The sequence below is a fragment of the Marinobacter sp. W-8 genome (assembly GCF_044342215.1).
GTDB classification, from domain to species: Bacteria; Pseudomonadota; Gammaproteobacteria; order Pseudomonadales; family Oleiphilaceae; genus Marinobacter; species Marinobacter nauticus.
The window spans coordinates 1,096,541-1,116,065 of record NZ_CP172297.1 but is presented as its reverse complement, the minus strand read 5'-3'; the positions used below and the strand labels follow the sequence as shown (position 1 = coordinate 1,116,065).

Here is a 19,525-nt window from a genome sequence, read left to right as displayed (position 1 = left end):
CGCCATTACAGAAACCCGCTTTTGGCAGGTTGTTTCAATGTCACTTTGGCGCCATCCGCAGGGCACAATCAAGCCGGATGACTTCGCCATTCAGGATCGGGTTGCGCACCATCTGGTCCACCATCATCCCGAACTCTTCAGGTTTACCAAGGCGTTTCGGGAAAGGCAGCGTGGCTGCAAGGCTGTCCTGCACTTCCTGGGGCATACCCGCCAGCATTGGTGTCATAAACAGGCCAGGAGCAATGGTGTTCACCCGAATCCCTTCACGGGCCAGCTCGCGGGCTGCCTGCAGGGTCAGGGACACCACACCGCCTTTGGATGCGCTATAAGCAGCCTGGCCAATCTGGCCTTCGTAGGCAGCAACTGAGGCGGTATTGATGATGACACCGCGCTCGCCGTCACCGTTCGGTTCCCGTTGCGCCATATCGGCAGCCGCCAGCCGCAGGATATTGAAGGTGCCGATCAGATTAACCTGGACCACCTTGCTAAAGCTTTCCAGCGGCATCACACCTTCACGGCCCAGAATCTTGGCCGCCGGTGCAATACCCGCGCAGTTCACGGTGACACCGCAGGGGCCGTGAGCCTCTCGCGCAGCAGAGACAGCTGCCTCAGCACTGTCGGCCGAAGTCACATCGCAATGCAGAAAGATGCCGCCGAGCTCAGCCGCAACCTTTTCGCCCTGCTCCTTGTTCACATCAAGAATCGCAACCTTGCAGCCAGCCGCCGCCAGAGCACGGGCAGCGCCCTCACCCAGACCGGAGGCACCGCCTGTTACAATTGCCGGCACATTCTGGAATTCCATCGGGTACTCCTTATTAACAATGATCGAAGTCTGATCCGCGGGTATCCATTCGGACCACAAAAACACTTTACGTTTACGTAAACTTTAACTAACCTTGGTGAAAAAAGGAAATCCGTCATGAGCGAAAAACGAACTTTCAGCATCAGCGAGCTTTCCCAGGAGTTCGATGTAACCACCCGGAGCATCCGGTTCTATGAAGACCAGGGGCTGCTCAAGCCCTCCCGGCGTGGGCAAACCCGGATCTTCAGCACCAAGGACCGCGTTCGCTTGAAGCTGATTCTCCGGGGCAAGCGCATGGGCTTTTCCCTGGCCGAAACCAAAGAACTGTTCGACCTCTGGGACGAAACGCTGACTGGCAATGAAAAGCAGCTGCTGAAGATGCTGGAAATCCTCAGCGCAAGACGGGAACAGCTGGAACAGCAGAAAGAAGACATCGCCATGGCAGAGATGGAAATGGACACCGCCGAAGCACGGTGCCGCGAGGCCCTGACCGAACTGCAGAAGAAAAAGGAAGAGCAGGGCCTGACGACGAACACCAAAGAAACCGCTGTCAGCAAATAGCACCTGGCAGCCAACGGATACCCGACGTTAAAAACAAAAAGGTAGCAATCGATGAAATCACAGTACTCAGAGCTCAATTTCGGCCTCGGCGAGACCCTGGACATGCTCCGGGAACAGGTGAACAACTTCGCCGCCACCGAAATCGCCCCGCGGGCCGAGGAAATCGACAAAAACAACGAATTCCCCATGGACCTGTGGCGCAAACTGGGCGACATGGGCCTGCTGGGCATTACCGTCAGCGAAGAGTACGGCGGCTCCGACATGGGCTATGTGGCCCACGTCATCGCCATGGAAGAAATCAGCCGCGCCTCGGCCTCCGTTGGCCTCTCTTACGGTGCCCACTCCAACCTGTGCGTGAACCAGATTCACCGCAACGGCACCGAAGAACAAAAGCAGAAATACCTGCCCAAGCTGGTCACCGGTGAACACATCGGCGCCCTGGCCATGTCCGAGCCCAACGCCGGCTCCGACGTAATTTCCATGAAACTCCACGCCCGCGACGAAGGCGACCACTACGTCCTCAACGGCAACAAAATGTGGATCACCAACGGCCCGGACGCACACACTTACGTTATCTACGCCAAGACCGACCCGAAAGGCGGTTCGAAAGGCGTTACCGCCTTTATCGTAGAGCGCGACTACCCGGGCTTCAGCCGCCACCAGAAACTCGACAAACTCGGAATGCGCGGCTCCAACACCTGTGAACTGGTGTTCCAGGACTGCAAAGTTCCCAAAGAAAACGTCCTGGGCGGCGTGGGCAACGGTGCCAAAGTCCTCATGAGCGGCCTCGACTACGAACGCCTCGTCCTCTCCGGCGGCCCGCTGGGCATCATGCAGGCTGCTATGGACGTGGTCGTCCCCTACATCCGAGAGCGCAAACAATTCGGCCAGGCCATCGGTGAATTCGAACTGGTACAGGGCAAAGTCGCCGACATGTACACCTGGATGAACACCGCGAAATCCTACGTCTACATGGTGGCCCAGTCCGCCGACCGCGGCGAAACCACCCGCAAAGACGCCGCCGGTGCCATCCTCTACTCCGCCGAAATGGCCACCAAACTGGCCCTGGACGCCATCCAGCTGCTGGGCGGCAACGGCTACATCAACGAATACCCGACCGGCCGCCTGCTGCGGGACGCGAAACTCTACGAAATCGGCGCTGGAACGTCTGAAATCCGACGGATGCTGATCGGTCGCGAGCTGTTCCTGAACAAGTAACGACGCACAGAGTCCAGCTCCAATTGTACGACTAGGGCCTGGAGGGGTGTCGTTCCGAAAATTTCGGAGGCCATGGATGGCCGGAGAGAAGCGCACATGGATGTGCTCGTAGCGGTTTTCGGAACGACACCCCTCCAGGCCCGTGCCCCCAACCCGAGGGACCACGGAACATGACGATACTCCAAAGCAAAATCAACCCAAGGTCCGACGAATTCCAGGCCAACCACCAGGCCATGCAACAAGCCGTCGCCGACCTCCGGGAAAAAGTCGAAAAGATCCACCAGGGCGGCGGCCCCGACTACCAGAAGCGCCACACCGACCGAGGCAAACTCTTGCCTCGCGAGCGCATCAACACCCTCATCGACGAAGGCTCCCCCTTCCTCGAAATCGGCCAGTTCGCCGCCTACAACGTCTATAAGGAAGAAGTGCCCGCCGCTGGCGTCATCGCCGGCATCGGCCGCGTCTCCGGCACCGAGTGCATGATTATCGCCAACGACGCCACCGTCAAAGGCGGCACCTACTTCCCGCTGACCGTGAAAAAGCACCTGCGGGCCCAGGAAATCGCCATGGCCAACCGCCTGCCCTGCATCTACCTGGTGGATTCCGGTGGCGCCAACCTGCCCCAACAGGATGAAGTCTTCCCCGACCGCGACCACTTCGGCCGCATCTTCTATAACCAGGCCCGTATGAGCGCAGACGACATTCCCCAGATCGCCGTCGTCATGGGCCTGTGTACCGCCGGGGGCGCCTACGTACCCGCTATGGCCGACGAATCCATCATAGTCCGTAACCAGGGCACCATCTTCCTGGCCGGCCCACCGCTGGTAAAAGCGGCCACGGGTGAAGTGGTCAGCGCGGAAGACCTGGGGGGCGCCGATGTGCACTGTAAAATCTCCGGTGTGGCCGACCATTACGCCGAGAATGATGCCCACGGCCTGGCAATCGCCCGCCGTTGCGTGGCCAACCTCAACCGCCGCAAACCGGTACCGGTTGAGGTCCAGAAGCCCCGCGCCCCGCTGTACGATCAGGAAGAAATCTACGGCATCGTCGGCACCGACCTGCGCAAGCAGTTTGATGCGCGCGACGTCATCGCCCGCATCGTTGACGGCTCAGAATTCGACGAATTCAAGCGTTACTACGGCTCCACCCTGGTGACCGGGTTTGCCCACATCCACGGCTACCCAGTGGGCATCATCGCCAACAACGGCATCCTGTTCAGCGAATCCGCCCAGAAAGGCGCGCACTTTATTGAACTGTGCTGCCAGCGCAACATACCGCTGCTGTTCCTGCAGAACATCACCGGCTTCATGGTCGGCCAGAAATACGAAGCCGAGGGCATCGCCAAACATGGCGCCAAGATGGTGATGGCCGTGGCCTGTGCCAACGTGCCCAAGATTACCGTTCTGATTGGCGGTAGCTACGGTGCCGGCAACTACGGCATGTGTGGCCGCGCCTACAGCCCGGACTTCCTTTGGATGTGGCCCAATGCACGCATCTCAGTGATGGGCGGCGAACAGGCCGCCGGCGTACTGGCCCAGGTGCGCCGGGAAGGCCTGGAGCGTAAAGGCCAGAGCTGGAGCGCCGAGGAAGAAGCCGAGTTCAAGAAGCCCATTACCGAAACCTACGAACACCAGGGCCACCCGTACTACGCCAGCGCCCGTCTGTGGGATGACGGCGTGATCGACCCGGCCCAGACCCGGGAAGTGGTTGCCTTGAGCCTGTCTGCCACCCTCAACCGGCCCGCCAAGCCAACGCGCTTCGGCGTGTTCCGCATGTAAAGGAGCGCAGCCATGTCACAGCAAGACACAGCGGTTCTGCTGCACCAAAGGGGCGATGGCGTCTCGGAAGTGGTGTTGAACCGCCCGGACAAACGCAATGCCTTCGACGACGTGATCATCCAGCAGTTGATTCAGGCACTGGAACACGTGGACCGGGATGAGCAAACCCAGATTGTTATCCTGCGCTCAGAGGGCAAACACTTTTCCGCCGGTGCCGATCTGGGCTGGATGCGCCGCATGGCGGACAACACCCGCCAGGAAAACCTGGACGACTCCCGGGAACTGGCCCGTCTGATGAACACCCTGAACCACCTGTCCAAGCCCGTGATCGGCCTGGTGCAGGGCGCGGCCTTCGGCGGCGCGGTCGGCCTAGCGGCCTGCTGCGACATCGTGCTGGCCACTGAAAAAGCCAGCTTCTGCCTGAGCGAAGTCAAACTCGGCCTGATTCCGGCCGTGATCAGCCCCTATGTGGTGCGAGCCATCGGCGAACGTCAGGCCCGGCGCTACTTCCTGTCGGCGGAAGTCTTCAGTGCTCAGGAGGCGCAGCACTACGGCCTGGTTCACCTGGTGTGCGAAGACGAACAGGCCATGCACCAGCGTTGCGACGAGCTGCTACTGCAACTTGCGCTGAACGGTCCCGAAGCCATGAAAGCAGCCAAAGAACTGGTCTTTGCGGTCAGCCACAAGACCATCACCTCCGAAGTGATTGACGACACCGCGCAGCGCATCGCCGATATTCGTGTGGGCAAAGAAGGCCAGGAAGGGCTCAGCGCTTTCCTGAACAAACGAAAGGCCAGTTGGATTCCGGAGACACAATAATGTTTAACAAGATCCTGATAGCCAACCGGGGCGAAATCGCCTGCCGGATCATCCAGACGGCCCATCGAATGGGCATCCGCTGCGTGGCGGTCTATTCCGAAGCCGACGCCAACGCCCGGCACGTGGCCATGGCCGATGAGGCCTTCTACATCGGCCCTGCCCCCAGCTCTGAGAGCTACCTGCGGGCCGACAAGATTATCGAGATTGCCAAAGAAAGCGGTGCCCAGGCCATCCACCCGGGGTACGGCTTCCTGTCTGAAAACACCGACTTCGCAGAAGCCTGCGAGGCCAACGGTATCGTCTTCATCGGCCCGCCCTCTTCCGCCATCGCCGCCATGGGCTCCAAGTCCGCGGCAAAAGCGATCATGGAAGATGCCGGTGTACCGCTGGTGCCGGGCTACCACGGCAAGGACCAGTCGCCGGACCTGCTGCGGGCTGAAGCCGAAAAATGCGGTTTCCCGCTGCTGCTGAAAGCGGTTGCCGGCGGCGGCGGCAAAGGCATGCGGGTGGTCGAGAACATGGCCGAATTCGACGATGCCCTGGCCGCGGCCCAGCGCGAGGCAAAAAATGCGTTCGGCAACCCGGACATGCTGATCGAGCGCTACCTGACCCAGCCACGCCATGTCGAAATCCAGGTGTTCTGCGATCAATCCGGCAGCGGCATCTATCTGGCCGAGCGTGACTGCTCCGTGCAGCGCCGTCACCAGAAAGTTCTGGAAGAAGCTCCGGCTCCCGGCCTGAGTGAAGACACCCGCAAGGCCATGGGTGAAGCGGCCGTGCGCGCGGCCCAAGCCATCAACTATGTGGGTGCCGGCACCGTTGAGTTCCTGTACGACGTGGACGGTTCCTTCTTCTTCATGGAAATGAACACCCGCCTGCAGGTCGAGCATCCGGTTACCGAAATGGTCACCGGCCAGGATCTGGTGGAATGGCAGCTGAAAGTGGCCTGGGGCGAGCCCCTGCCGCTGCCCCAGGACCAGGTAAAGACCCGTGGCCACGCCATCGAGGCGCGTATCTACGCCGAAGATCCGGATCAGGACTTCCTGCCAGCCACCGGAACCCTGCGTTACCTCAGCACTCCGGATGAGTCTGCCCACGTGCGGGTAGATACCGGCGTGACCGAAGGCGATGAAATCAGCATCCACTACGACCCGATGATCGCCAAACTCATCGTGTGGGACGAGACCCGCGAACAGGCGGTCAACCGCATGGTTCAGGCCCTGGAGCACTACCGTATCGCCGGGCTGAAAACCAATATCCGGTTCCTGCACGCGGCGGTGGATGCGCAGCCATTCCGCGAAGCCGAACTGACCACCAACTTCATTGCCACTCACAACGACCTGCTGTTCCCGAAATCCAGACTGGATCTGGACAAGGCACTGGTGCTTGCCGCTGGATTCATTCTGGAGCAACGCAAATCAGCGGAACCGGTTACCGGCGATCCCTGGTCGCCGTTCGGCCGCAAGAACAGCTGGCGCATGAACTCCGAATACGCCCAGCCTCTCACCCTTCAGGTGGGCGACGATAAACACGAGCTCAAGATCCTGGAACGGGATGACCGCTACCAGGTGTTCGTGGGCGGCAGCGTGTACCACCTGAACGCCAAACTGAATGACGATTACCTGCAGGCGGTGATCAACGGCCACCGGCTAAGCGTGCACGGCAACCTGCACAACGAGGAACTGGTGCTCTTCTACGAGGGTGATACCTTCAAGTGCACCGTATACCGGGAAACCTACGGGTTTGAGGAAATGGCCAGCGAAGGCAGCCTGGCGGCGCCCATGAACGGCTCCGTGGTGGCGATTCAGGCCAAGGTAGGCGACAAGGTAACGGCCGGCCAGACGCTGGTGATCATGGAAGCCATGAAAATGGAACACGCCATCAAGGCACCCGCCGATGGTGTGGTTTCCGAGATTTTCTACGCCGAGGGTGACCAGGTGGCCGAGGGTGCGGAACTGATCGCCATCGAGGAGGCAGAATAATGGCCTTTCCGAAGCGGGTTCGGTTGGTGGAAATGAGCCCAAGAGACGGGCTTCAGAATGAGCCCGGCGATGTGATCGCCACCGGGGTCAAAACCGGCCTGATCGACCGGCTGGCCGATTGCGGTCTCAGCCACATCGAGGCCGCCAGCTTCGTATCACCCAAATGGGTGCCGCAAATGGGCGACGCGGCCGCAGTGATGGCCGGCATCACCCGTAAACCCGGCGTTCGCTACTCGGCCCTTACCCCGAACCTGAAAGGATTCGAGGGCGCCCTGGCGGCCGGGGCCGATGAAGTGGCGGTGTTCGGTGCGGCATCGGAGTCTTTCACCAAAAAGAACATCAACTGCACGATTGCTGAGAGCCTCGAACGCTTTGCGCCGGTGGTCGAAGCAGCCCGCAAACACGGCATCCCCGTGCGCGGTTACGTGTCTACCGTGATGGGTTGCCCGTACGAGGGCGATATCCAACCGGCACAGGTGGCCACTGTGGCCAAGGCCCTGTACGACATGGGCTGCCACGAAATTTCCCTGGGCGACACCATCGGCGTGGGCACGCCCCTGAAAGCCAAGCGCATGCTCGAAGCCGTGGCCGCCCATGTGCCCATGGACAAACTGGCGGCGCATTTCCACGACACCTATGGCCAGGCCCTGGCCAACCTGTACGCAGTACTGGAAGAGGGCGTAAGCGTGATTGACGCCTCTGTGGCCGGTCTGGGCGGCTGCCCTTATGCCAAAGGGGCATCTGGCAACGTAGCCACCGAAGACGTGCTATACCTGCTTAACGGCCTGGGCATCGATACCGGCGTGGATCTGAACAAGCTGGTGAAAACCGGCGACTGGATCTGCGCGCAACTGAAACGCCATAACGGCTCTAAAGTGGGCCAGGCACTCGGGGGCCTGTGCCAGTAACTTTCCAGCCCTCAACTACAAAAACAATGGAGGCAGAGACATGAGCAAGACTCTCCCAAGTTACACCAGTGGTATCGCAGAAAAGCCACTGCTGGGCATGACCATCGGCGATATGCTGGATCGCACCGCCCAACAGTTTCCCGACAACGAGGCCTTGGTTTGCCTGCACCAGGACATTCGCTGGACTTACAAAGAGTTCGTCGACAAGGTGAACGAAGCTGCCCGGGCGTTCATGGCCATCGGCGTCAAGCGTGGCGACCGCGTGGGCATCTGGTCACCCAACCGCTACGAATGGACCGTTACCCAGTTTGCGACCGCGAAAGTTGGTGCCATTCTGGTGAATATCAACCCGGCCTATGGTGTACATGAGTTGAACTACGCCATGAATCTGGCGGGCATCAGCGTGCTGGTCACCGCCGACACCTTCAAGACCTCCAACTACCGGGACATGATTTACGAGCTGGCCCCCGAACTGAAACGCAGCGCACCGGGTAAGCTCAAAGCGGACAATATACCCGACCTGCGGGCCGTGATTAACGTTCATCCAGACCAGCACGACGGCATGTGGACCTGGCAGGATTTCCTCGGCTTCGCCGCAGAAGTGCCGGAAGCCGACCTCGCCAAGCGGCAGGATCAACTGCAGTTCGACGATCCCATCAACATCCAGTTCACCTCTGGTACCACCGGCAACCCCAAAGGCGCCACACTCACCCACCACAACATTCTGAACAACGGCTATTTTGTTGGCGAAAGCCAGCGCCTGACCGAGAACGACCGACTGGTGATCCCGGTACCGCTCTACCACTGCTTCGGTATGGTGATGGGCAACCTGGGGTGCATCACCCATGGCACCGCCATGATCTACCCGAGCGAGGGCTTTGACCCGAAAACCGTACTCCAGGCGGTCCACCAGGAAAAAGCCACGGCCTTGTATGGTGTACCCACCATGTTCATTGCCGAGCTGGCCGACCCGGAATTCGACAGCTACGACCTCTCTACCCTGCGCACCGGCATCATGGCAGGTTCCATCTGCCCCGCCGAAGTAATGAAGAAGGTCAACGGCAAAATGCACATGAAGGAAGTGCAGATTGCCTACGGCATGACGGAAACCAGCCCGGTTTCCACCCAGACCAGTTCCCTAGACCCGTTCGAGAAGCAGGTCACCACCGTGGGCCGCACCCAGCCGCACCTGGAAACCAAGATTGTCGACCCGGGCACCGGCAACGTCATGCCCCGAGGAGAGATTGGCGAACTGTGTACCCGCGGCTACAGCGTGATGCTGAAGTACTGGAACAACGAGGAAAAAACCCGCGAAGCCATCGACGATGCCGGCTGGATGCACACCGGCGACCTGGCGACCATGGACGAGGATGGTTACATCCAGATCGTGGGCCGCATCAAGGACATGGTGATCCGCGGTGGTGAAAACATCTACCCGAAAGAGATCGAAGAGTTCCTCTACACTCACCCGGCCATTGAAGAGGTGCAGGTAACCGGTATTCCGGACGAGAAGTACGGTGAAGAGCTGATTGCCTGGGTGAAACTGCGGCCCGATGCAGACCCGGTAACCGCAGAGGACCTGCAGGCCTTCTGCAAGGGCAAGATCGCCCACTTCAAGATTCCCAAAAACTACAAGTTTGTGGATGCATTCCCGATGACCGTGACCGGGAAGATCCAGAAGTTCAAGATGCGGGAAATCTCGATTGAGGAAATGGGACTGAAGCAATAATCGAATACCGCCCAACCCCAGGAAACCCGGCCACGGCCGGGTTTCTGCTATCTGTGAAACCTAATGCTTGCTCATACGCTGGTACCGGTAGGGCTCACCCTCTTCATTCTGCAGTTGATAATCGTAGGCGGCCTGGAGCCCGGTTTCGTCTTCCGTCTCCTCCTCCGGTTCCTGCTCCAGATAGCGCGGGTATAGAGGTGAAAACATGACCACGACAATGCCAATGGCGCAGAAGAACCCAAAGGCATCGGCATAGCCCACCGGCCCCATGGACAGCCGCCCCGGCCAGAAAAAGAACCGTGGGCACCGCGACCATCACCCCCACGCTGGTACCAGCATTCATCACCGAGCTGACCCGGCCATGCATCGAGCGCCGCACCAGTGCCTGCATGGCCGCTGTCAGGGCAGGCATCATCAGGCCCGTGCAGATACCACAGGCAAATACGCCCAGCCCCAGTGACAGGGCACCGGCCGACTGACTGATCAAAGCCAGTCCGACTACCCCAAAAACGCCGGAGGCCATCGCCGTATTCCGGGCGCCGAGACGGTCGGCACACCAGGGCGCCACCACCGACGCCAGTGCAAAACTGATCAGAGGGAGTGCACCGATGATACCGATCACATGGGGCGACAAAGACAGATCCGCACGAATGGGCGGAATGAACAGGCCGAATGCAAAGCGCGCAAGGCCGAAGCTGATCGCAATCAACCCTGCGCCCAGTAATGCGAATGCTGTGCTTGAGGGAAACCTCATGCCACCTCCGCTAAATGAAAAGCATGGTGAACCATGTATTCAAATGTCAGCGTAGTCGCCAACCTCAACCAGCGACAACTTTGATTTACTTCCCACCATTCCCCTGCTGAGCTCAAACACTCGGTAAAGGCGCACGCCGCTCGCTTTCTGGATAGTTGCCGATAGCCGTTGTCGATTTCGACCATTCCCAACCGACTAGACTCATAGACACAAACCAAACGTCCAGGAGGGTTATTGCCATGACACATCCGAGAAATACCATTTGCCTCTGGTTCAACGGCCAGGCTGAGGAGGCCGCCCAGTTTTATACCAGCATCTTCCCCGATTCCTCAGTTGGCAGGATATTGCGCGCACCCGGGGACTATCCCGCCGGATCCAGGGGCGACGTCTTAACGGCCGAATTTACGGTGCTTGGCGTTCCCTGTCTTGGGCTCAACGGCGGCCCCGCCTTCCAGCATAACGAGGCCTTTTCTTTCCAGATTGCGGCTTGGGATCAGGAAGAAACAGATCGCTATTGGCATGCCATAGTCGATAACGGGGGCGAGGAAAGTGCGTGCGGATGGTGCAAAGACAAGTGGGGACTTTCGTGGCAGATAACCCCCGTGGCCCTTACTGAGGCGATCAATAACCCGGACCCCAATGTTGCCAAGCGTGCCTTCGACGCCATGATGACCATGGGAAAAATCGATATTGCTACTATCAAAAATCTCAGTGGAGGCTAGAACGGGCTACAACATTCTATCAAGTGTTTCCAAGCTTTCAGGCCCGCCGGCCAATCGCACACACCGAGCCGATTCTTCTTCCCAGGATGCAGCAGACTCTGTGTGAAGATGAACAGATATCTTCGACGTAAGAGTCTCTTCCAACAACCCAGCAGGAATCCAGATCATCCCGGTGTCCCTCAGACTATTAGGAACCGGACTGCCACAGACCGAGCAAAAATCGCTTCTGAACCCACTGGGCTTCTTGTAACTGCGTATACCACTCTCACCGGAAACCCACCGAAAGGCATGCTCATTTACAAAAGTTGCGGCATTCGCCGCCGCTCCAGTGGCTTTTCGACAGAGCGAACAGTGGCACTGATAGAGGTTTCGGATTCCCTCTGTGATTTCAAACTTTACACTTCCACAGAGACATTCGCCTTTCATAGATCATTCCTTTCGCCAGCTACCCCGTTCCCGGACTAATACCTCATCTCGGTTACGTATAACTTCAAGCAATCCATCCTGATGCACGTAGTACGTGGTATTTCCATTCTCAAACTTATACCCGAGAAAACGGCAGGGAGTATCGCCGTCGGCACAGAGTGTGTGCCAGGAACTCCCTTCCAGCATGATGCTATTTCCTGTTGCCTTGCTTGTACCGTGATAGGTCATTTGGTTGCACGAAACCTCGCCTTCAGCACAGCGTGATTCTATATTGATGATGAAGCTGCCTGTTTCCAGCTCCGCCGCCGAAGCCGAGAACGAAAGAAGAGCGATGAAAATGGGGTGATTCACCCTGAAGCTGATAGTCATACCTCTCCTTGGCAATTGGCGCCTGGGCGCTCCGTTGCCTTCGCGAAAACGGGGACCAAAGTATCCGGTGGAAACCGCAGGCTTGAACGACTGGTTAACTGGCTCCGCCGTTGTAGCAGGATCGTAGCACCTTATGACGGTGCTCGAAAACGAACCGAAAAACAGGTCCCAGGACATATGCCAGCAGCGGCAACCGACACTGAAACTCGACGGTATCGATGACCCGGCATGATACCTCGTTTCTATGGAGGTCCCGTCGATGGTGCCAAATTTTGTTCGTTAAAGAGCTTGATGCCTCGGAAAAACCTCTTTGGCGATCAATGGCTTGAAAAAAGAACGTATGTCGATCAATAGGCAGAATACCGAAAAGAAGTATCCAGCTTGAAAAGAGCACCTTACCGGTGGGCCATTCAAAGATTGATTTGCTGGACCACTCAGAGGGAGCCGTCATACGGATGAATGGGCTTAATTCTCTATTCACCCCTTGTATCCTGAGCAGCCCATCTGCATCTTCAGGACTGATTTCAAGATTGCTCGATACTTCAAATTTCATGAGGTATTCCTTGACAGTTAGCGAAGCACAGCGGCGCTGACCTGCACCCAACTTTCCTCAATCTACTCATAACGCCCCCAATCACGCGCTTGTCGCATGGATTGCATTGTTAAGGCTCCCGGATCAAAATGTACCAATTATTGGTACTAGCGAGGTGGCATCATGCAAAAGAACACCAGCATCACTTTAGGCCAACATTTTGATGCGTTCATTGCAGAACAGCTCAAAAGTGGCCGATACAGCTCAACCAGCGAGGTCGTTCGTGCCGCATTGCGCCTGCTTGAGGAGTCTGAAACCCGCCTGACTACACTGCGTAAACTGCTCAAGGAAGGCGAGGACAGTGGTTTCGAGGATTACTCCTATGACTCTTTTATTCGTGAACTGGACAACGAAGGGCGCTGATGCCAAGTTTCAAGCTTTCCAGGAAGGCCAAAGCTGACCTCAAATCTATTGCCCTGTACACGGAACGTGAATGGGGGCGAGATCAACGAAACCACTATGTTCTCCAGTTCGACCAATGCTTTCACCTACTGGCTGACAATCCGAACTTGGGGCAAGCTTGTGATGAGATAAGTCCGGGCTACCGACAGTACACTCAGGGGAGCCACATTATATTTTATCGGCTAGCCACCGAGAGCACTGTCGAAATTATCCGCATCCTACACAAACGCATGTTGCCTGAGGGGCATCTGCTTTAGGGCGTAACGCCGATGTGCAACGGCCCTACAGGGGCGTCCGGTGGAGGCCGAAGGCCGGAACGAACTTGATTGACTTGTTACAGGGCATTGGTCAGCTCCTGAATTTGGCGCCTACGCAGGGCTTCGTAGTCTCCGAAAACCTGGTGGAAACGATCCTTTCTTACGAAGGGAAACTGGAGATGGTAGTGACGGCTAAAACCCTGTACGTGACGAGTTTCTTTGCCGTAGATCGGGTTTTCGTCACACCACTCATTGTTAACGCCACGCACGGTAGCTCTGTAAACACTAATGGTTTGATCTTTGATATCCACGATGTAGGTGGCAAACGCACCTTTGATCAAGAGATAACCTTTGCATGACGACTGCTCAACAAACTTTGAGTGATCGGTTTGTCCAATCATGACCGGGACATCCCTAAACGTCTCAATTTCACCGAAATTGGTTTTGATCGTCATGCCGTAGGCATCACAACCCATCCGGAATTCTCCGAGAGGGTTAAGTTCAATATCCTCGACTACTGCTTCCCTTCTCATGAATTGCTATGCAAGTCCCTGTAACGCCCGCAGCATGCGCGGCTTTGAAATGGAGGCGAAGCCGCAATGAAAAAGACGTCGCCGTGCCTGCGATTGATACTGATTGAGCCTTCTCCCCAGCCCTGCGGTTACCCGCTAAGCTGGAAGGCGACCAAGCACTACAAGGGAGAAGACTCAATGAACTTTTACCATAGCACCCATCGCCATTATTGTGGAATCGATCTGCACGCCCGTAGTCTGTACGTCTGCATCATCGACCAACAGGGCGAGGTCCTTCTGCACAAGGAAATCAAAGCCCAGCCTGAACTTTTACTCGCCCTGCTCGAACCTTTCCGTGATGACCTGGTCGTGGGTGTCGAATGCATGCACTGCTGGTACTGGATATCAGACCTGTGCGAAGAACACGGCATCAACTTCATTCTGGGCCATGCGCTGTACATGAAGGCGATCCATGGCGGCAAAACCAAGAACGACCGTATTGATTCCTTCAAGATCGCCATGCTCATGCGCGGTGGCAATTTCCCATTGGCTTACGTCTACCCCAGGGAGATGCGGGCCACCCGCGATCTATTGCGCCGCCGTACCCGCATTGTCCGGCATGGTGCCATGCTCAAGGCCCACGCAGTGAACACTCTGGGCCAGTACAATCTGCCGCCCAGCAAAGCCAACCTCAACAACCCTGGTGGCCGATCACAACTGACCGCCGCTTTTAGCGATCCAGACGTTCAGCGCAATATCGATCTGGACCTGGCCATCGTCGACTGCTATCAGCACGAACTCAAAAAGCTTGAGTGGCACCTGGAGCAGCAAGCCAAGCAACACGACCCGGCATCACTCAACGTACTGAAGACCATTCCTGGAGTTGGTCGCATTCTGGCCCTAACCATTCTCTACGAAGTCGGCGATATCCAACGTTTCGAATCCGTTCAGAAGTTCGCGTCCTACGCTCGCCTGGTGAAGTGCAAAGCCGAATCCGCCGGCAAAATCTACGGCACTCAGGGCAACAAGATCGGCAATGCTCATTTGAAGTGGGCGTTCTCAGAAGCGGCGGTGCTGTTCATTCGTAACAACGACAAGGCCAAACGCTACGTCGAAAAATTGCAGAAGCGCATGAACAAACCCAAGGCCCTATCCGCCTTGGCACACAAGTTGGGTAGAGCTGTGTACTTCATGCTCAAAGACAAGAGGGTGTTCGATGAACAACGGTTCTTGAGAGGTTAGTCACGCCACGGGCTGAGCAAGACGTCTAACTGGATCAGAAAGGATGACACCGAAGACCGCAAGTCTGCTGACTGGTACACCGATACCCAAGCGGTTTTCTGTCACCGATGTTGAAGCCAGAGCGACTTGATTAGCCAGCCCGTGGGCGTGCCTTAATACCATGAGCCAGTGCGCTTACACCGGTCCTGAGCCTGACACTAACTGGAGCCATGCAGCCCGTCGTTTGAATAGTGCCAGTGACCGGTTAACCGATGAATGTCTGGTGCCCCTGACCCACTGATGGAACGACCGGTCAGGCAGTGGCCTAAAGCCACGTAAGAGAGCCCCTATATGTGTTTGCTGTAAGTGCCTGACAGCTCCGCGAGACTGACGAAGCAGGCGTTCTCGCTCATGGATTTAGGTTGGCCGCTGGCGCGGCCAAAAAAATGACTCTTGCCTATTGATTCCGAGAAGGCTCATATGTGTTATGACTTGCGAAGTTCGCCTGCTCCCTAGCCGGCCGCTGCCTAAGAAGACACTTCATGGCCATCGAAATTTTTAATGTGACGATCACTATAACTTTCGGGATTCATTCGGATCTTCGTGGCCAATGACACCAAAGCCTCTCGATTTCGGTTGTCATATTCGGTGACCTCGGACTCAGACAATTGAATGTCCACGGAGTACATCGCCACTGACCCACACAGAACCGTGAAAAACAGCTTCCCTTCATCTCTGAATAACATCCAGTCCCATGGACTCGACTCTAAAACCTGCACAAAGACCTCATAGAGTCATAACGCTTAGTTCAGCTGCGGCCGCTGCGCAGCAGTGGGCGTCGGCTGGAACGTATGGTTAGAGGCTGTGCTTGAGGTCATGTAGGTCCACCGGCCCCGGGCAAATTATTGATTGCTCGTTGCCCTTCTGTGCAATGAGCTTAAAGCTCGACTTCTCGGAGTCACTCTCAATTGGCCGAACTCCATCTAGCACACACAAAACTCCAAACAAGGTAGCATCTGCTGCATCTCGCATGGCTCTAGCCACCATGTTGCGGTCAGCGGACGATAAAGATTTGTACCACTTAGACATCTGAACAAGCGCTGGATCGGGTTTGCGTCCCGGTGGTGACTCAAAATCTTCAAGACACCCTTCAACAGCTAAATCCCTGCAATCGCGTTCAAGTGCTCTTACGAAATACTCAGGTTCCATATTGCCTCTAACGCCGCCAGCATGCGCGGCTACGGAATGGAGGCGAAGCCGCAATGTAGTAGGCGTCGCCGTGCCTGGCTTGGTTAAATGCCGTACTCACGCTCCACCCTTGCCACACGAACCCGAAAGCTGGAGTACCATTTCTCATGGCCAAGTCGCTGAGCTTCTCGATGCTCTGCGTTCTTTTTCCAATTGGTGATGGATTCCAGGCTTTCCCAGTAAGAGACCGTGATACCTAAATCCTCCCGCACAGACTCCATACCCAAGAAACCTGGTTGGGATGCCGCCAACTCGACCATCCTGTCTGCCATTTCCCCGTAACCGTTGTCACCCTCGGTGCGATGGCTACTGAAAATGACCGCGTAATACGGCGGCTCAGGAGTTTTGGCTAGCTCTGACATAGATCCCTCTAGGCATTTAACGCGAAGGTAACCGGCGCCGGAGCGCCAGCGGAGGGAACCAAAAGCGGTACGCTTTTGGCGTCCGGTTGACCGGCTAGTTAGTGGCAGGGTGTTGACGCTGCCGGCTCCCTGGCACTGACCGTGACGGCCTACTCCGTTACCTTGCACCGGCTTACGCCGATACGAATTGTTTGAAACCACCACCAATCCAGCGGTGGATGAACCTGACCTCAAAGGTATCAGATCCTCACTGAAATTTCGGCGAACAGCCCAAAACGACCAACACCGATTTTGCTACCAACGCCGTTGACAATTAAAGCTGCCAAACCGGACGCGGATTTTGCTGGCCTTGGTGCTCCCCAAACTGCCGGGTTTAGCTACCAAAGCCCGGCACCAAGGCCACTGGCACACAGCCACCAAAAAGACCGAGGCCTTTGCCATTAACACTGAAGCATTTAATGGTCGTGCGCAGCATGGCCTTTAAATGTGGGTTGGACTAAGCCGCTGCCACTAATGCCAGCACACAATGTATAAGGGTAAAGTAAATTTTGAACGGATACCGGGATGGCGGTTCAGGCCCGCAAAGGTACTCTGCAGAAGTGCTTATCGTCCTGATGGTCCCCATAAAATGCCTCATCCCTGGGTGGTTTGGATCAGCCTACCCCTCTGTCTCTTTCATTGCCAGCCTCAGACCGAGTCACAACCCAGCTCCTCAGGAACTGTAGCACCCACGGGAAGCCGCCAGGAAATGCGGCTAAACCGTCACTCTACCAACGGCTCTAAACCGGGGAATCTGCCGAACCATATGAACCACACCGTCCTCGCATCGAGGGCACGGCCAGCTGCGTTGGGACTCCGAGCCATTCTTGACTTCAACATCGACCTCGGGTGGCTTTTGAAGGGCCTGACGAATGGCCGTCAGCTTGCGACGTCGGGTTCGGTTACTCAGATAACCAAAGTGACGAATCCGCATAAAGCCCTTGGGCAGGATATGCATGAGGAACCGTCGAACAAATTCCGCCCCTTCCAGTTGCAGGCTCTTCTGGCGCCCTCCTTCCCGGTAGTCCACATAGCGGATCATGATTCTGCCGCCGTCCTGTGACAACAAACGACCGTTACTGATAGCAATGCGGTGGGTGTAGCGAGCCAGGTAATCCACCACCGTCTCCGCCTGATTCAGACAAGGGCGGGCGTAAACCACCCAATCCTGCTGCATCACTTTTTTGAGTACGTCGTCGATGGCTTGAGGCTCCGTGAGTCTGTGCAATTCGCCGGTTCTGACCGATCGTCTGAGGGACGATACCATGCGGCCGCGAAAGCGGCGGGACAAGGCCCTGACGGGGAACAGATATTGATGTTTAGCCTCATGCCATTCTCCGGCCTCTGTGAGCACCCCGCCCGGAATCAGGCAATGCAGGTGAACGTGGCGACTCAGATTCTGCCCCCAGGTATGGAGCACGGCTGTCATGCCCAACTCACCCTGCAAGTGTTTGGTTGTATGGCCAAACTGACTGAGCGTATTCCAAACTGACTCAAACAGGCGACGGTAAACCACTTCCGGGTGCACCTGAACCCAGCCATTCAGGGCGTGGGGCACGGTGAACACTAGGTGGAAGTAGGGTACCGGCAGTAGCGATCGACGCTGGCGCTCACACCACTGTTGGCTAGCCCGACTCTGGCATTGCGGACAATGCCGGTCCCGGCAACCGTAGTAATGCACGGTTCGTGCTTTGCAGTGATCACAACGCATTTCCATACCGCCCATCCGGGCTGTGCGGCAATCCATCAGTCGGCTGCACACCTTGCGACGGTGGCGGTCCAATGAGTCGGTCGAGAGGAACTGGGTCAGTGCCGACTGGACCGTAACTGAACCGGCCATCACGCACCTCCCAGATCCGCGATCAAGTCCGCAGGCGAACGGTTTTGTGAGGATATTCCCGGCAACCAGTGCAGGTAGCGCTCCGTGGTGCGCAGATCACTGTGCCCAAGATATTTCTGTAACTCGTTGAGCGGTACACCATGTTCCAGCTGATGGGTCGCATAGGCGTGGCGCAGTGCGTGTATCCCTCCGCGTCTTTGCACGCCGCTGAGTCGCTTGGCGTGACGATAAATCTTCTGGGCCGTGGTGGCGGTCAGGTGCTGACCAACCAGTACTTCACTCGGAAACAGCCAGAGTACGGGGCGGCCAAGGCACCAATACGCTCGCAATACATCGAGTAGCACGTCAGTCAGGGGCACCATGCGATCCTTACCGCCCTTGCCCTGATGGATGTGAAGCAGGTGGCGCTCCCCGTCGATGTTCTTCACTTGCAATGCCACGGCTTCACTCACTCGCAAGCCGCAGCCATACGTGATCAACAGCAAGGCCCGATGCTTGGGGTTCTTGGTGGCTCCCACTATCCTTGCAACGTCCTGACGAGTCAGTAACTCAGGAATGCGCTGTGGTCGCTTGGGCAGCACCAGGTTCACGTCGAAGTCTGCCCAATGCAGCACCTGCAGATACAAAAACCGAATGCCATGCAGGTAAAGCCGACAACTGGCCGGCGCCAGGGAACGTTCCTGGACGAGGTAATTAAAGTAGGTCTGCAGATCCCCGACCTCCAACTGGTCCGGGGATCGACGATAATATCGAGCCAGATCCGCGACTACATAGAGATAACTCTTTTGGGTCTGCGGGGAAAAACCATGCTGACGCATGGTCTGGATCATAGCCTGACGTAAGGGGGTCATGGCGGCATCTCCTCTTTGAAAAGCCCACTTGGGCCATTCAAAAGTATCCTCCAATCACCTCCATTCCGGGGAGTTTCTCAGTATCACCGCTACCGCGGAGCGGTTTAGTTCAACAGCTAATTATACGAACGCG

The 19,525-nt window shown here is 56.9% G+C and carries 20 protein-coding genes; 11 read left to right on the top strand and 9 right to left on the bottom strand.

Translation table 11 applies throughout. The features are described 5' to 3' along the window. Positions 1 to 40: 40 nt before the first annotated feature. Positions 41 to 802, bottom strand: coding sequence for a 3-hydroxyacyl-CoA dehydrogenase (locus ACF8YQ_RS05155; RefSeq protein ID WP_396622775.1), 762 nt, complete (start codon positions 800 to 802; stop codon positions 41 to 43). 117 nt (positions 803 to 919) lie between these two features. Between ACF8YQ_RS05155 and ACF8YQ_RS05150 the strand changes: the two genes are divergently transcribed. The 7 genes from ACF8YQ_RS05150 (at position 920) to ACF8YQ_RS05120 (ending at position 9,797) form a co-directional block, all read left to right on the top strand. Further along, on the top strand, positions 920 to 1,363 hold the full coding sequence (locus tag ACF8YQ_RS05150) for a MerR family DNA-binding transcriptional regulator (RefSeq protein WP_396622774.1): 444 nt from the start codon (positions 920 to 922) through the stop codon (positions 1,361 to 1,363). Between the two features lie 51 nt (positions 1,364 to 1,414). Beyond that, a complete protein-coding gene (locus ACF8YQ_RS05145) occupies positions 1,415 to 2,581 on the top strand; it encodes an isovaleryl-CoA dehydrogenase (RefSeq protein WP_014420930.1) in 1,167 nt (388 codons plus the stop codon). A 170-nt stretch (positions 2,582 to 2,751) separates the two neighbouring features. Next, a complete protein-coding gene (locus ACF8YQ_RS05140; protein ID WP_023009357.1) occupies positions 2,752 to 4,359 on the top strand; it encodes a carboxyl transferase domain-containing protein in 1,608 nt (535 codons plus the stop codon). A gap of 12 nt (positions 4,360 to 4,371) precedes the next feature. Continuing rightward, a complete protein-coding gene (locus ACF8YQ_RS05135; RefSeq protein WP_396622773.1) occupies positions 4,372 to 5,178 on the top strand; it encodes an enoyl-CoA hydratase-related protein in 807 nt (268 codons plus the stop codon). Then, positions 5,178 to 7,160 carry an acetyl/propionyl/methylcrotonyl-CoA carboxylase subunit alpha gene (locus ACF8YQ_RS05130; RefSeq protein ID WP_396622772.1) on the top strand — a complete coding sequence of 661 codons (1,983 nt, stop codon included), beginning with the start codon at positions 5,178 to 5,180 and terminating at the stop codon, positions 7,158 to 7,160. Before ACF8YQ_RS05135 ends, ACF8YQ_RS05130 begins: the two co-directional genes overlap by 1 nt. Next, positions 7,160 to 8,068: a hydroxymethylglutaryl-CoA lyase gene (locus ACF8YQ_RS05125; RefSeq protein WP_396622771.1), complete on the top strand. Its 909-nt coding sequence runs from the start codon at positions 7,160 to 7,162 to the stop codon at positions 8,066 to 8,068. The genes ACF8YQ_RS05130 and ACF8YQ_RS05125 overlap by 1 nt, the downstream gene beginning before the upstream one ends. Before the next feature lie 40 nt (positions 8,069 to 8,108). Continuing rightward, positions 8,109 to 9,797 (top strand): AMP-binding protein, encoded by a 1,689-nt coding sequence (locus ACF8YQ_RS05120; protein ID WP_396622770.1) that lies wholly within the window; start codon positions 8,109 to 8,111, stop codon positions 9,795 to 9,797. Positions 9,798 to 9,900: 103 nt separating this feature from the next. On the opposite strand, the gene ACF8YQ_RS05115 is transcribed toward ACF8YQ_RS05120, so the two are convergent. After that, positions 9,901 to 10,551, bottom strand: a complete 651-nt coding sequence (locus tag ACF8YQ_RS05115) for an MFS transporter (protein ID WP_396622769.1) — start codon at positions 10,549 to 10,551, stop codon at positions 9,901 to 9,903. Positions 10,552 to 10,790: 239 nt separating this feature from the next. Here ACF8YQ_RS05115 and ACF8YQ_RS05110 point away from each other — a divergent pair, with 239 nt between their 5' ends. Next, complete coding sequence (locus ACF8YQ_RS05110) at positions 10,791 to 11,273, top strand: VOC family protein (protein ID WP_396622768.1); 483 nt, start codon at positions 10,791 to 10,793, stop codon at positions 11,271 to 11,273. A 6-nt stretch (positions 11,274 to 11,279) separates the two neighbouring features. Here ACF8YQ_RS05110 and ACF8YQ_RS05105 read toward each other — a convergent pair whose 3' ends face one another. The 3 genes from ACF8YQ_RS05105 to ACF8YQ_RS05095 form a co-directional block, all read right to left on the bottom strand. After that, entirely contained in the window at positions 11,280 to 11,699 is a 420-nt protein-coding gene (locus ACF8YQ_RS05105; protein ID WP_396622767.1) for a GFA family protein, read from the bottom strand. Between the two features lie 3 nt (positions 11,700 to 11,702). After that, entirely contained in the window at positions 11,703 to 12,068 is a 366-nt protein-coding gene (locus tag ACF8YQ_RS05100; RefSeq protein WP_396622766.1) for a hypothetical protein, read from the bottom strand. Between the two features lie 94 nt (positions 12,069 to 12,162). Beyond that, positions 12,163 to 12,621: a hypothetical protein gene (locus ACF8YQ_RS05095; protein WP_396622765.1), complete on the bottom strand. Its 459-nt coding sequence runs from the start codon at positions 12,619 to 12,621 to the stop codon at positions 12,163 to 12,165. Positions 12,622 to 12,783: 162 nt separating this feature from the next. Here ACF8YQ_RS05095 and ACF8YQ_RS05090 point away from each other — a divergent pair, with 162 nt between their 5' ends. Together ACF8YQ_RS05090 and ACF8YQ_RS05085 are read left to right on the top strand one after the other, a co-directional pair. Next, positions 12,784 to 13,023, top strand: coding sequence for a type II toxin-antitoxin system ParD family antitoxin (locus ACF8YQ_RS05090; protein ID WP_226597236.1), 240 nt, complete (start codon positions 12,784 to 12,786; stop codon positions 13,021 to 13,023). Continuing rightward, on the top strand, positions 13,023 to 13,319 hold the full coding sequence (locus ACF8YQ_RS05085) for a type II toxin-antitoxin system RelE/ParE family toxin (RefSeq protein WP_396622764.1): 297 nt from the start codon (positions 13,023 to 13,025) through the stop codon (positions 13,317 to 13,319). The genes ACF8YQ_RS05090 and ACF8YQ_RS05085 overlap by 1 nt, the downstream gene beginning before the upstream one ends. A 77-nt stretch (positions 13,320 to 13,396) precedes the next feature. Here ACF8YQ_RS05085 and ACF8YQ_RS05080 read toward each other — a convergent pair whose 3' ends face one another. Next, positions 13,397 to 13,852 (bottom strand): hypothetical protein, encoded by a 456-nt coding sequence (locus tag ACF8YQ_RS05080; RefSeq protein ID WP_224849400.1) that lies wholly within the window; start codon positions 13,850 to 13,852, stop codon positions 13,397 to 13,399. Positions 13,853 to 14,029: 177 nt separating this feature from the next. On the opposite strand from ACF8YQ_RS05080, the gene ACF8YQ_RS05075 reads away from it, so the two are divergent. Further along, positions 14,030 to 15,073: an IS110 family transposase gene (locus ACF8YQ_RS05075; RefSeq protein WP_228223648.1), complete on the top strand. Its 1,044-nt coding sequence runs from the start codon at positions 14,030 to 14,032 to the stop codon at positions 15,071 to 15,073. 1,271 nt (positions 15,074 to 16,344) lie between these two features. Here ACF8YQ_RS05075 and ACF8YQ_RS05070 read toward each other — a convergent pair. From ACF8YQ_RS05070 to ACF8YQ_RS05060, 3 genes are all read right to left on the bottom strand, one after another. Next, complete coding sequence (locus ACF8YQ_RS05070; RefSeq protein WP_224851623.1) at positions 16,345 to 16,662, bottom strand: antibiotic biosynthesis monooxygenase; 318 nt, start codon at positions 16,660 to 16,662, stop codon at positions 16,345 to 16,347. A 754-nt stretch (positions 16,663 to 17,416) separates the two neighbouring features. Further along, on the bottom strand, positions 17,417 to 18,541 hold the full coding sequence (locus tag ACF8YQ_RS05065) for an IS91 family transposase (RefSeq protein WP_396622763.1): 1,125 nt from the start codon (positions 18,539 to 18,541) through the stop codon (positions 17,417 to 17,419). After that, a complete protein-coding gene (locus ACF8YQ_RS05060) occupies positions 18,541 to 19,392 on the bottom strand; it encodes a tyrosine-type recombinase/integrase (protein ID WP_394133510.1) in 852 nt (283 codons plus the stop codon). Before ACF8YQ_RS05060 ends, ACF8YQ_RS05065 begins: the two co-directional genes overlap by 1 nt. Positions 19,393 to 19,525 lie beyond the last annotated feature (133 nt).

Bases quoted from the DNA above. Each gene is read 5' to 3' on its own strand.
- ACF8YQ_RS05155 (WP_396622775.1), bottom strand. From the start codon at position 802: ATGGAATTCCAGAATGTGCCGGCAATTGTAACAGGCGGTGCCTCCGGT.
- ACF8YQ_RS05150 (WP_396622774.1), top strand. From the start codon at position 920: ATGAGCGAAAAACGAACTTTCAGCATCAGCGAGCTTTCCCAGGAGTTC.
- ACF8YQ_RS05145 (WP_014420930.1), top strand. From the start codon at position 1,415: ATGAAATCACAGTACTCAGAGCTCAATTTCGGCCTCGGCGAGACCCTG.
- ACF8YQ_RS05140 (WP_023009357.1), top strand. From the start codon at position 2,752: ATGACGATACTCCAAAGCAAAATCAACCCAAGGTCCGACGAATTCCAG.
- ACF8YQ_RS05135 (WP_396622773.1), top strand. From the start codon at position 4,372: ATGTCACAGCAAGACACAGCGGTTCTGCTGCACCAAAGGGGCGATGGC.
- ACF8YQ_RS05130 (WP_396622772.1), top strand. From the start codon at position 5,178: ATGTTTAACAAGATCCTGATAGCCAACCGGGGCGAAATCGCCTGCCGG.
- ACF8YQ_RS05125 (WP_396622771.1), top strand. From the start codon at position 7,160: ATGGCCTTTCCGAAGCGGGTTCGGTTGGTGGAAATGAGCCCAAGAGAC.
- ACF8YQ_RS05120 (WP_396622770.1), top strand. From the start codon at position 8,109: ATGAGCAAGACTCTCCCAAGTTACACCAGTGGTATCGCAGAAAAGCCA.
- ACF8YQ_RS05115 (WP_396622769.1), bottom strand. From the start codon at position 10,551: ATGAGGTTTCCCTCAAGCACAGCATTCGCATTACTGGGCGCAGGGTTG.
- ACF8YQ_RS05110 (WP_396622768.1), top strand. From the start codon at position 10,791: ATGACACATCCGAGAAATACCATTTGCCTCTGGTTCAACGGCCAGGCT.
- ACF8YQ_RS05105 (WP_396622767.1), bottom strand. From the start codon at position 11,699: ATGAAAGGCGAATGTCTCTGTGGAAGTGTAAAGTTTGAAATCACAGAG.
- ACF8YQ_RS05100 (WP_396622766.1), bottom strand. From the start codon at position 12,068: ATGACTATCAGCTTCAGGGTGAATCACCCCATTTTCATCGCTCTTCTT.
- ACF8YQ_RS05095 (WP_396622765.1), bottom strand. From the start codon at position 12,621: ATGAAATTTGAAGTATCGAGCAATCTTGAAATCAGTCCTGAAGATGCA.
- ACF8YQ_RS05090 (WP_226597236.1), top strand. From the start codon at position 12,784: ATGCAAAAGAACACCAGCATCACTTTAGGCCAACATTTTGATGCGTTC.
- ACF8YQ_RS05085 (WP_396622764.1), top strand. From the start codon at position 13,023: ATGCCAAGTTTCAAGCTTTCCAGGAAGGCCAAAGCTGACCTCAAATCT.
- ACF8YQ_RS05080 (WP_224849400.1), bottom strand. From the start codon at position 13,852: ATGAGAAGGGAAGCAGTAGTCGAGGATATTGAACTTAACCCTCTCGGA.
- ACF8YQ_RS05075 (WP_228223648.1), top strand. From the start codon at position 14,030: ATGAACTTTTACCATAGCACCCATCGCCATTATTGTGGAATCGATCTG.
- ACF8YQ_RS05070 (WP_224851623.1), bottom strand. From the start codon at position 16,662: ATGTCAGAGCTAGCCAAAACTCCTGAGCCGCCGTATTACGCGGTCATT.
- ACF8YQ_RS05065 (WP_396622763.1), bottom strand. From the start codon at position 18,541: ATGGCCGGTTCAGTTACGGTCCAGTCGGCACTGACCCAGTTCCTCTCG.
- ACF8YQ_RS05060 (WP_394133510.1), bottom strand. From the start codon at position 19,392: ATGACCCCCTTACGTCAGGCTATGATCCAGACCATGCGTCAGCATGGT.